This window comes from Mucilaginibacter sp. JRF (assembly GCF_015223065.1).
Classification (GTDB): Bacteria; Bacteroidota; Bacteroidia; order Sphingobacteriales; family Sphingobacteriaceae; genus Mucilaginibacter.
This window is the reverse complement of the sequence record NZ_JADFBY010000029.1, coordinates 1-417: the sequence shown is the minus strand read 5'-3', so window position 1 is coordinate 417 and position 417 is coordinate 1. Positions and strand designations below refer to the sequence as shown.

Annotated in this window: 2 tRNA genes; both read right to left on the bottom strand. The window is 44.8% G+C overall.

Annotated features, from left to right (window positions below):
• Positions 1 to 43: 43 nt before the first annotated feature.
• A tRNA-Ala gene (locus IM792_RS21200) sits at positions 44 to 117 on the bottom strand.
• 92 nt (positions 118 to 209) lie between these two features.
• Positions 210 to 284, bottom strand: a tRNA-Ile gene (locus tag IM792_RS21195).
• Positions 285 to 417 lie beyond the last annotated feature (133 nt).

Below are 417 nucleotides of genomic sequence, written 5' to 3'. Positions count from 1 at the left end.
TAAGGGCTTTTTGCTTTTCGCTTTTCTGCTTTTCGCTTAAGCGTGGAGAATAACGGATTCGAACCGTTGACCCCCTGCGTGCAAGGCAGGTGCTCTAGCCAGCTGAGCTAATCCCCCTGGTTGATTAATGTTTGATTGATTTAATTATTGATTTATTGATTCTTCAATCTATAATTCTATAATTCAATCCCTCTTTCATTGCCTTCCTGTAGTCCCGAGCAGATTTGAACTGCTGACCCCTACATTATCAGTGTAGTGCTCTAACCAAACTGAGCTACGGGACTATTCTTTTAGTTGCAGTTTCCAGTTGCAGTTGCAGTATATATTATATATTACTGCTGCTACCGCTACCGCTACTGCCACTTAAGCCCCCGCCCTCTCGGCCGGCACCCTGATGGCTTCATCTTCCGGGTTATC